The organism is Paenibacillus vortex V453, from assembly GCF_000193415.1.
In the GTDB taxonomy this organism is placed as follows: domain Bacteria; phylum Bacillota; class Bacilli; order Paenibacillales; family Paenibacillaceae; genus Paenibacillus_AQ; species Paenibacillus_AQ glucanolyticus.
On the sequence record NZ_ADHJ01000025.1, the window covers coordinates 397,232 to 408,884 of the forward strand.

Genomic DNA, 11,653 nt, shown 5'->3' on the forward strand with positions numbered 1-11,653 from the left:
CATGCAAAAAATACAGCGTCCGATCATTTACTTTCTCATCTTTGCCACCATGTTTGTCCTCGGCGGAATTCAGAACACCAAGGGTCTCATCCTTGAGAAAGTTCAGACGGATATCAATCTGGATCTCAGTCAAGTCGGTATCATGGTATCCGTCTTTCAGGTGGGATTTTTGTTAGCCAGTCTGGTCGCCGGCATATTCGCCGACCGCAAGGGAATCAAGGCGGTTATGACCCTCGGAACCATTCTGATGATCATTGGTTTAATTGGTACCGGCTCCGCTTATACCGTTGCCTTCTTTCTCGGATTCTATCTGATCGTGGGTGTCGGTATCGGGTCCATGACCGTTTCGGTTGCGACATTGATTCCGACCTATTTCAAAGAACGGTCCGGCGTGGTGTTTAACCTTGCCAATGCACTGTTCGGAGTTGGTATGATTGTTACTCCGCTCGTTCTGAACGCGATTTTCTCTCATAACATCAGCTGGCGCGCCTTCTACATTGGTGTAGCCGTCGTGATTGCCATCATTCTGGCTGCACTCATGATGTTTAAACCCGAACAGGGAGCTGCAACTGAAGGGCAAGATAAAGTCAGCTTAATGTCTGTCGCGAGGTTGTTTAAAGACCGGCAAATCTTATATGTCATTCTGTTCATTCTGTTCTATGTTGCAGCGGAAGCCGGCTTCCTGAATTTCTTCCCGATTTTCTATACGTCGCTGGACATTGCCGGGATGGATGCAGCGCAAAAAGCTTCAACCGCAGCCTATATCATCGCCAGCTTTGCATTTCTCTTTACCATTGGACGTTTTGTAGGCGGGTTCATCATCTACAAGCTTGGTGAGAGACGCACCTTGATCGGCTTCTCCGTATTCGCCCTTCTCGCCTTGATTCTCGGCCGTCTGCTGGTTGTGAATGCCAGTTATTTAATGATGCTGTTCGGACTTGCCCTGTCCGTGTTGTTCCCGACGGCTCAAGGCATCGCCTCCAAGCTGACGAAGCAAGCCGGATCACTGCAAGGCGTTATCTATGTTGCATCCGGTCTCGGAGGCGCGGTAGTCGGACTCTTGATCGGTGAAATATCGGATGCTTTTGGCATTCAGCCTGGATTTAATTTGATTTTCGTATTTACAGCTATCATTACGGTGCTGGCAATGCTGATTCGCACTCCTAAACAAGAAGAAACTAAGACTGCAGCTTAATAAGCCATTAGACCGCCCGAAGCCTTATCTTCGGGCGGTTTTTTATGTCTATCTGGACTTGACCGTTGGAATTACAGAACGATTTTTCAGCAGCTGTGCAACCTTTGAGACCTTCTCCCGTCTATAGTGGTGCAGCAAGTACAATTTACCAATTGAAATATCGCTTGGCTGTATCCTGGCTCGTTAGGATTATCTTTTATTTGGAGGATACCAACAATGAACAAAATCTACAAAGTACTAACAACCACTACGATACTCGCCATGACCGCACTGCCGATCGCAGCAAGTGCACAGGGCGCTCCTCCTGCTTCCATCCATTCGGAACAAGGCAGCAATGTGAATCAGGTGAAGCGTGTGCCTGGAACCCTGGGTTACATTACGGATTATGTAAATGACAAAACAGGCAAATCGATTATGGTTACCGGCCGCGGCTTGGCTGCTACCGTATCAACGTGAAATCAAGCTTTCCATCTCCAAAGATACTAAAATACGTGGATGCACAGGGAAATAAAGTCCAGCTTCAGACCATCGTAGATAAAAACAAAGCCATTAAAGCTTTCTATAGCCCGAATATCACCAAAAGCCTCCCGGCTCAAGGAGCTGCACTTACCATCATTGTCTCGGACCATGACTTTGCCGCTATAGACGGGACCATCTCCGAAATAAACGAACGAGGTTTTCTTGTAGAAGGAAGCAACGTGTACGGTGACAACGCAGAGACCATTTGGCTTCATCCGGATCCCAAAACGACCATTATCGATCAAAATGGAAAGACACTGAAAGCAAGTGACCTGAAAGCCGGCATGACCGTTCGTTCCTTCTACGGTCCATATGTTGCGTTAAGTTTCCCTCCTCAATCCTCTACAAACTATATTCTGGTGAACACGGATTCCGCCAATGACGAACAGGAAACCGAGGCCGGCATTAACGGTATCCTTACGGAGAAAACAGATGGCAGAATTTCGATTAGCGGCCAACCATCGAATCCTGACGGATATGAATACGTGGTGCTCGCCATCGATGGGGACACACAGATCGTGGATGCACAAGGTAAGCCTTTAACATCTGATGTGCTGAACGAGGGTCGGCGGATCGAAGCACAATACGTGCCCGTCATTTACCCTGCGCTGCCGCATGCCGATAAAATCGTTGTATCTGATGCTTCAGCACCAAGAGTTGAAGGCACAATAACTGGATTTTTAACCCAAAAGTATAAAAAGGAACCTGTCTCATAAGCAATGTCGAGGTAGATTCCTTAAAAGGCTTATCAATTACACGTTATTAATACATGAATGGGCTTCTCAAAGGATACAATCTGTTCAATTGCAAAAATATTGAAGGGTCGCCTGTTTTGGTTTCACCTTTTCCATTTACTCTTACCGTGCTTGTACATAGAACACAACACTTTTTCGCTCTTGTAATGCCAACGTAGTGCAAATTCAAATCTTGAATTGCTTCGGGATATTCCCCATTAAATTCTTTGGGTAAAACATATCTATGAAGATCAAGGTGGAATACCACTTCAAACTCAAGGCCTTTTGATTTATGGAGAGACATAATTTGAATCTGATTCTTATCTGCAGGCTTAAAAAACTCAAGTAATTCAGGGCTGTTAAGAACAATATTCAATGTCGTTACAGCAGTTATATTTTCAGCTTGAGGGTATATAATTCTTGCAATTTTAATGAATATAGGACTACTTTTCTGCATTTCCAATATATTATCTTTATAACATTCGACCGCACTCAGTAAACGCATAAATTCTCTAGCTTTTCCTGCCTGTAACTCAATGTCTAAATAATTTCCGACTAACTCATACTTCGTTAAAGAATCATCATATATAAAATTAAGAATACTTTCAAAAATACTTCCCCAAAGACTCCTATTCCCATCAAACGGAGTACTACCAAAAAACTTGTTTTCTAGCGTTAGATTTTTTTGTAGCATTTTCCCTGTTCTACTATTTCTCACAAGTATTCCGATCTCATTTCTCGATTCGACTCCGAAATGTGTAATAACCTTAGGAATCACAGCATTTAGCCACTCAGCGGTTTCTTTTTCTCCCCCATTGATGGATTTAGAAAATATACGAGTTTCATTTGAGGAAATATAGTCCGTGAACCCCTTTGATATTAATTTGCTCGCATAGTTAATAATCGAAGGGTGACACCTTCTATTCTTTGTTAAATGAAATAGTTTAAAGTCAGCATTCTGGGCTAGTCTTACTAGAAACTCTGATGATTTTTTGGAGAATCCAAATATTGATTGATTTGTATCCCCAACCGCTACAGAAATTATGCCTAAATCTTTTAACTTAATAAAGACATCATGTTGGTCAGAACCAGAGTCTTGATATTCATCAATAAATACATACTTATACCTTGCCTTTAAATATTTTCTACAGGAGATGCAATTGTCAATTATATACAGAGCAAGTTTGGATATTGATTCAAGCAGTACATAACCTTCTACATATAACTTAACTAGTGATGCAAAATTGTTATTTATCCATGCATCAATATCCTTTTCTGCATTCTCAGATTCTAAATCCTCAAATCCCGTAAATGCCTTGAAAAATTCATTCTTCACGTCAATGATTTCAAGTTCTTTTTTAGGAGTACCAAAAATGTGTCTCCCAAAAGAAAAAACAATTTCTGTGATATAGAATTTATCCATTGTGCCAAAGAACGAGCTTTTCCTATCGGCTCCATTCCCCAAACACCTTTTCTCAAGCTCTCTACTTGCTTTATTTGTATATGAGATAGCTATAACACCTTGATAAAATTCTAATTCGCCTAATATACTAATAATTTTCTGTGATATTGTGAAAGTTTTTCCACTTCCCGGATTAGCAATAACTACGATATGTCCAGTATAGTCAATAATCTCCTTTTGTTCTGGTGTCGGATTCATTAAACATCTCCTCCACAATTTCTTTGCACCTAATTAAAGGAAGCGATAAATCGTTCTCCAATAAAACTTTTAATCCCCCTTGATTTTTATATAAAAAATCGTACATAAATGTTGCTTTGCTTTTCTGCATTTTCATTAGCAAACTTTCATAATCTTTTTCTCCATAATAATTTTCAACCACTTCACGCAAGGGTGAGTTTAAAATATCGTTCTCCAAATCAATGTTAGATAAATACAAATCTACATCCCCTAAAGCAACTATAAACTCTTGACCTAGTTCTATTTCAGATTTAGTTAAATTTTCTCTTGAATTAACATTTCCCAGCAAATTCTTTTTGGTACTTATTAATTGAGTTATGGGGTCTGTATCTTCATAACTACAATGATTCTCCACAATCTTTAAACAACGCGATATCCCTGAATAGTAATAGTAGTCCTTGTGTGGAACTTTTATAATATCATTATCAGTTCTGACTACCCAACTAATATTTAGACTATTTAAAACATTAACAAAAGGCTCGAACCCTACACCATCAACCATCAAAATTGAGATATTATATTTATCAAGATCAATGCCAATGTCTGCGGCTAATGCTTTATAAAACAATACTTCTGAAGGCCCTTCAACAAGTAAAACAACATTAGAAAAGAATGCTTCTGCGGGAACAATATTTAATCTATAACCAAATTCAATAATTGATTTTTCCAGTCCAGTGCTACATCCATCATTAGCCGCTTGAGTTGAAGAATCAGCTTCGTTGTAGAGCCTAATTATTGAATCAGGAGAAAATTCACTTGCTATTTGTGGTGAATGTGATGTTATCAATACTTGGCTTCTGAGTGATTCAACTAGATATTTTGATAATCTTCTCTGTTGATGTGGATGCAAATGGGCTTCTGGCTCCTCAATACAACAAATAGTCACTTCTAATGGAGTATCGTCCAAAATTCTGTTTTTTGCAGTTCTTAGTGCAAGATAAATTTGATTGTTACGTCCGTCTCCTCCAACAGACAAACTTTTCCCATTGACCTTGGAAACAAGATTAACACTATTTATAAAATCTTCAACATCTATACCACCTGTATCAAAATCAATCGTACTAGCAATATGATGAAATGATAGACTCAATAATTCATCATTTAAACTACTTGTAGCACTATTTATGTATGATAATTTCGTTATTCTGTTATTCAAGATATTTATTGACTTTTCAATCTTTTTAGTTATTTTATCATCAGATTGTACTATTTGTTTAGTTCGTTGCTTCCTAGATTCTAAAAGCAAATTTTTCTTCTCTTTTCTGATATATGAATTAAGTTCTCTACTGCTTTCAATATAATCCATATTCAAAACTTTTAAGTAATAACGAGATTCTATAGGTTGTAGATCATCTTCCCGCTGACCAATGTAAAATTGATAGCTTTTTTCTCCAGACTCCCCCCTCTTTACCTCATAAGCAAGAAAAAGCTCGCCTTCTGAATTAACATATTTACCCACTTTCCCTATTACACAATCCTCCACAACACTCTCGAATTTGATTTGTATAAAAATCTCATTATTACTTTCATCATATACGTGAAAATCCGAATCCTTTAGTTCTAAATCTGAGTCAGATATTTTTTTATCAAGTAGTAGTCTAAGGGCATAAATTAAGTTTGATTTTCCAATGTCATTTGAGCCAATTATAAGCGACTTTTGTTTTAAATTTACATTTGCTTCATTAAAGTTTCTAAATCCCTTGATTTTAATATTGGATATATGCATTTTCAACATTCCTTTCAAACTAAAATTTGAATTAATGCTCATCAAAAAAACTATAATCAATATTAAAAATTAGGCACCAAGACCTAAATCTGAATCGGAACTATAGTAATATTCTACCACAAATATCTCTAAGTAGAGTAAGCATTCTAAAATAGGTGAAACATGATTCATTACTCAGCTTCTTGCTGCCCCACTGTGTACGCACATTGAGATCGGAAAAACTTGGCAGGGGTCGAGGGTAAACCGCCCGTCAGGGGCCGCCCCATCTCAATCGGCACTCCGTGGGTCTACATAAAGAAAGGTATTAGAACTCCCGAACTATGTCCAGAAATCCTAACCGATAGCAATTCGTTCTCATTCCAGTTCTCGTAAGACACAATTAGAACTCCGCCTGAATTTACGCATACAAAAACGCCATCTTTAAGATAAAGAACGGCGCTTTGATACATCCTCAAATTAACTTGTCCAATCTTTCGTTTTTTTTCTCATATTTAAATATTTAAGTAAACGCTTACAAGAGTCGGATCGAATTATATCTCTATCACTAGTAGAACACGTCGAAATCTTCGTTTTCAATAATTTTAACCATATTGGTTATATACGGTTATTGATCTCATGCCAATTAGTAAGCTATTTCAATATGCTTCAATCACCTCTTTACTATTGCATTGCAGAATTATTACTCTTCACTCACTCCAATCATGCTATATATTTCAATCACTATACTATACCTTCAAATGCAATAAAAATTTTTCTCGATTAAAAAAAGCACCTACGCTTTATAGCATAGGTACTTTCTTTAGCGATTTTATATTTTTTTACTTTTATTCGCCCACCACCAGACCGCAATCAGGTAGTAGGCGAATAACCAATGAATTGTGTTTTAGTTTGTATTTTGTATTACATCATGTAAGTTTTTCTATCTAGTTTGTCTTTTTCCGACTTAACATTAAGTTGAAACATAGCTTCCAATATCGAATCTCTATCTCAGATAAATTCAAAATACGCCATGACTCTAGCAAAAAAAGCCCAATTTCTAAAACATAGTTATCTCCTCCTTGAACCATGCGTGATTCAAGGGTTATTCGCCGTTTAGATTCTAACACAATCTCAAAATTAAATGCAAGAGAGAAGAATATTAACGAGAAGCCTTATGCCTTTCAATTATAGCAACAATTTTTTTTGCACTTTTCAACGCCTTTTCATACGTATCGCATTCACTTGATTTTATTCGTTCAATTTTCACTCCCTCATGTAACAGCATAGTGGTTCTATCATGCGCTTCTGCTGGCGTTTCAACATGAACTGTATCTCCATCGACTTCAACAACAAGCATGACCCCATCTTTGATGATAAAAAAATCTGGTTCGATTCGCTTGTATGCTTGCCCACCTCTAATAAACACAGGAAGTGGGGCAAAGGAAACCCCTAATGACTTTAATGCCTTGTATAAATGTATCTCTGGCAACGATCTAAATAACAAACCATCTGATATTCTGCTTGCTATATTGTCTGATCTGACTCTGCCCTGATTGTTAATATGCGAGCCAGCAAGCCAACTTTTCGCTTTTTCTCTCCAATTAGGGTCTTCTGAAAGCTTGGCTGCAATCTCAACATTTCTGTAATAATGCCCTTCTACGGCAACAGCTTTATTGAGTTTATTAGAAATACTTTGTTGAATCGTTTCAATTTCATTCTCTATTTGAGCATAGAGAGCAATAGCAACTTTAAGATACAATGTGTATAAGGCTGTCCCACGTTGATAATTGTCGTAATCGGTTTGTTCCACAGATGACTCAGCGTTTGCTAAAACAGCCACTTCTTTAGTCGCACCTTCTAAAGCGAACAACCTGACAATAGTCGCCAGTTGTGAGTCACTTTCTTTTATGAAAAAATCCTCCGACAAATAGCATCATCCTTTTACATAAACTACCTTTAGTATAGCACATTTCTTTGACGTGATAAGCTTGACCTTTTAAAAGCATATGCGGAATAATAATAATAAATTATGAGATAATGTGGGACATTGGGGGATAATATCTCATAAAGGAAAAGATTATCCTTTAGCGATAGAAAATGAGATAAACTACTAAAAGGGAATTAGGGAGGGGAAATCTGAAATACTGAGCCTGTCGTGGCGGAACTGTCTCTGGAATTTTCTGTTAAGCACTTTCGCGTTTTGTTCGAAACTATCCCCCTCCCCTATGCTCAAAAGTGTTACCTAATGCGGCTTAGATCACAGTAACTCCGCGCAAACTTTATCTTTTTTACACAACTCGTTTTCAATTTCCCATAGATCGTCTTGCTACTTCATTCCCCTATATCTGGCATTAATATTCCTCAGTACATCTTCAACCAATACAAATGTTTCATCGATAAAATCATTACTCAATATCAATTCATTCAAATTAGATAAACTGGTATGGAGACACTGCTCAATTTTAATCACTAGTTCTGGGAAATGCCTTTTTTCTACCTTCCCATTACTGTGCATTATCCTATTACGAAGTTCTCTTATAAAATCAAGTTGAATAATTTCTTCCGTTTTAAGGGCTTCAACGGCAAATTTCTCATTCAAAAAATTAAGCTTGCTCGTTAAATGCTTTGTCTGAATATCACTGGCGGATTCGATTCTGACCTTATCATAAAATTCATTTATATTCACTTCAAAAAAAGAATACAAATTGGTTAGCATAGAGTTATTGGTTATCCTAGGTAAGTTATCTCTAATCTGAACTAAAGAATCATAATGAAAATCAATGTATTCTTCTTTGTCCTTTTCATCGAGTTGATCTACTTCTATTTGAAAAGAATCCATCTTGCCTCGCCATGTACTTTGTGTTTCATCAAATAATACTTTTAAGTCCTCAAGATAACTCAACTCCAACACTTCAAACCAATCAATTTCATTACCTACTTTAAAATGTTTCATTCACTCTCATCCTCTCGGCATGTTCCTTTAAGCACTAACACTGTCATATCATCATAACAATCCCAATCCAACAGCCGACAGAAGAATATCCTATCGCCAATTTGGAACAAAGCACTTTTTTACTAAGGATTTTGCATCTGAAAAAACCAGTGGCTTAGATGCGAGATAAACTGAATTTAAACCAATGTTCAGTAAAATCCATCGCGTTTTATGATAAAAGGCATGTTTTTTTATGCCATTTTTTACAGATCGAACTATCGTAAAAATAACAGGCAGGGCGGGGCTGGATGCTCTGCTTCCCCAACAAATATCCCCCCCATTTCTTCTGCCTCGGGCCAATTCCATCAATGATAATAAGAATATGCTTGTTCATACTGATCTGAATCTGCATACTCAAGAGTAGAATTTCTTATTAAACACACAATGTACTTTTTCACCTAACCATTCTGTCACCGTTCTACCGCTTCTCTCCTTATTATAGCAAATCGCCAATTCGGCTATTTCAATGGAACTATTCTATAAATTTTCATAAATTCTTTCAGGCTAATTTCCAAATGACGTGTCAAGCCTTTTTTGAAAAAAATTAAAAGAAAAGAAGCCGATAAACACTACCAGCTTCTGTCCTACACCAATTAAACTACATTCTCGGCAATTGAATACTTTGAACATCCCTTATGATAAACAGCTTAATGATCTCCTTGCCTCCAACATTGGTATAGGGCATCGGCTCGATACCTGAAATCCCTGTGGCACAAAGATCAAGAATACATTCAGCCTCAATTTCTTTATGAATCTGAGCTTTCTCATTGAACAAGATCAAGATTCCATCATCATCCTGCTATACCGTAGAGTTGTGCATAGGAAACTCGATTGCTCCCACCCCTGGCAATATAACACTTGCTCCTAAAGCTGTTCGTCTACTCAGGATTTTCATTCCGATTAAATTTTCGTTCGAATCATATAGCAATTTGCATTTACATCTGAAAGAGAACCTTGGTGCTGATGCTTTGATTTGTCTTTGAGATATATATACATCTGGCAATCGCCTGATATGGTAATTTGCATAGCAAACATCCTCTCTAATTTTCATTAGCTCCAAGAAACTATGACTTTAATCTCAACAATTCTCTTTCAAGTTTCGCTTGCTTGTTCAACTCAATTTTAGTTTCCTCAATCATTTTCTCCAACTTTTCTATTCGATTATTTGTAGTGTCCAATGGAACGACTTCCGTGCTTTCGTAGTCACAGACTGAATATTACGCAATGCTTGCAATTCTTCTACTTGCATGTAGACTCTTCCCAACGTGCTCTTCTCTCTTCATCAGAGATTGATTTATTAAAAGATAATCTTTCCACTTCATTTCATCAAGAATTTCTTTTGCCTTTGCCATCATCTTTCATGTCTGTTTCATTCCATGAGTTACTAAGCCTCTCTTTCAGCAATCTAATCTTCAAAATTAACTCTTAGATTAATTCCTAGAACGCTGACTTTTCCAAACATCAATCGATGAATAAGTACCGATATAAGCCCTACATTCTTTCCGAGTCCGCCTATTCTTATCGCACCAGTTTACAAATGAGATGTATTCATCTGTAGTAAGTTCGTTTTGTTCAGCAAGATATTTAATAGTCTGATGGTTTCTTGGCTCTTTTATGCATTTGAGTGGATTCCTATTACTAAGTCTCATATTTTCAAAACCATTCACAGGAATAATATTACCCTTATACGTTCCTCCATGCCCCCAGCTTAGAGGAATGAAATGGCCAATAAATTCATCACCATTCAGTTCAAGATTATATATTGCGCTTTTTGATTTGAAATCCTCTAAAAGTATCCTTCTTCATTCATAATCTTCAAGTGTGGCAGGAAGATGTAACACTCTTGCTTCTGAATTTTGACCATTAAACATTAGCTCTTTGCTTTTTAATAAGAGTGTTGTGTTCATTCAAGTTCTTGTCCATGTTGTTGTATCAATTCCTTTGAGCTTTAGGCTTTCTACGCTTTCCTCGATGCTCTATGAGCCGCTTTATGGTAAATGTTTTGATTCTTCTCTTCACCTAAATATTTGATGCTTATATCACACCAGTTAAACCTTTCACGAAATTGGTTTAGATTTGCAATCAGTTCCGAAGTAACTTTGATATACTCCTGTTTCTTAAAGTCAATTGATTGGATATTTTCAATTTGGACGTAGTCCGAGTAAATGTAAATTTTCGTAGGTTTATTCAGAAAGACTCTATATCTTTCAAGAATCACTGGAAGAGTTTTAACCGCAAAGAAAACAGCTAGAATTTCTCCATGAGCAGTTTCCTTTGGATTCCTTCCGTAAATCCTTGTTGATTTCACAAATGTGTTCCCGTTTCCGACAAAGCAAGCCGCTATACCAAGATAATTTGTCTTGTTATTACCTGAAAAGTCGCAGTATACAGTTAAAATTTTTTGATTGAATAGTATGTCTTGCATCGTCTTCATTCTTTCTTCTGATATTCTTTGATATGGATATTTCTTAGGAGTTAGTCTTTGCATTCTGGTTTTTATGCCCCTCACCCCACCTAATACTAATCAACCAAAGAATATAGCACAAATAAATAATTGTCAACTAATTACATAAAATACAATATTTTGTATATTATTAATACCTTTTTAAGCTATTGCCAATAACATTCAATTTCAACACTTTCAACTGTAAAGGAGGAAGAAGCATGATCTCCGATAAGTCACTTGCTGAACTTGGGGTAAATTAAAAGCGAAACGGGAGTATTTACCCCTAAAATTTCTGCCTGGTATCTCTGTTAAAATGGTGTCAAAACAAGGATATTGTGCTGACAGACGAACAGCATGAAGCCA

Annotated in this window: 9 protein-coding genes; 3 read left to right on the forward strand and 6 right to left on the reverse strand. The window is 37.2% G+C overall.

Going from position 1 to position 11,653, the window contains the following annotated elements; genetic code table 11:
- Position 1 precedes the first annotated feature (1 nt).
- From PVOR_RS16705 to PVOR_RS16710, 3 genes are all read left to right on the forward strand, one after another.
- Entirely contained in the window at positions 2-1,195 is a 1,194-nt protein-coding gene (locus tag PVOR_RS16705; RefSeq protein ID WP_006210569.1) for an MFS transporter, read from the forward strand.
- Positions 1,196-1,411: 216 nt separating this feature from the next.
- Positions 1,412-1,651, forward strand: coding sequence for a hypothetical protein (locus PVOR_RS29230; RefSeq protein ID WP_006210570.1), 240 nt, complete (start codon positions 1,412-1,414; stop codon positions 1,649-1,651).
- Positions 1,648-2,430 (forward strand): hypothetical protein, encoded by a 783-nt coding sequence (locus PVOR_RS16710; RefSeq protein ID WP_160164006.1) that lies wholly within the window; start codon positions 1,648-1,650, stop codon positions 2,428-2,430. The genes PVOR_RS29230 and PVOR_RS16710 overlap by 4 nt, the downstream gene beginning before the upstream one ends.
- Before the next feature lie 46 nt (positions 2,431-2,476).
- Here the strand turns inward: PVOR_RS16710 and PVOR_RS16715 are convergent, their stop codons facing one another.
- The 6 genes from PVOR_RS16715 to PVOR_RS16740 form a co-directional block, all read right to left on the reverse strand.
- A complete protein-coding gene (locus tag PVOR_RS16715; protein ID WP_006210572.1) occupies positions 2,477-4,108 on the reverse strand; it encodes a UvrD-helicase domain-containing protein in 1,632 nt (543 codons plus the stop codon).
- On the reverse strand, positions 4,074-5,915 hold the full coding sequence (locus tag PVOR_RS16720; protein ID WP_234972992.1) for an ATP-dependent nuclease: 1,842 nt from the start codon (positions 5,913-5,915) through the stop codon (positions 4,074-4,076). The genes PVOR_RS16715 and PVOR_RS16720 overlap by 35 nt, the downstream gene beginning before the upstream one ends.
- Before the next feature lie 1,096 nt (positions 5,916-7,011).
- A complete protein-coding gene (locus PVOR_RS16725) occupies positions 7,012-7,779 on the reverse strand; it encodes a hypothetical protein (protein ID WP_006210574.1) in 768 nt (255 codons plus the stop codon).
- A gap of 399 nt (positions 7,780-8,178) precedes the next feature.
- Positions 8,179-8,805: a hypothetical protein gene (locus PVOR_RS16730; protein ID WP_006210575.1), complete on the reverse strand. Its 627-nt coding sequence runs from the start codon at positions 8,803-8,805 to the stop codon at positions 8,179-8,181.
- A gap of 637 nt (positions 8,806-9,442) precedes the next feature.
- Positions 9,443-9,619 (reverse strand): hypothetical protein, encoded by a 177-nt coding sequence (locus PVOR_RS30685; protein WP_160164007.1) that lies wholly within the window; start codon positions 9,617-9,619, stop codon positions 9,443-9,445.
- 1,182 nt (positions 9,620-10,801) lie between these two features.
- Positions 10,802-11,332 (reverse strand): hypothetical protein, encoded by a 531-nt coding sequence (locus PVOR_RS16740; protein ID WP_006210578.1) that lies wholly within the window; start codon positions 11,330-11,332, stop codon positions 10,802-10,804.
- Positions 11,333-11,653 lie beyond the last annotated feature (321 nt).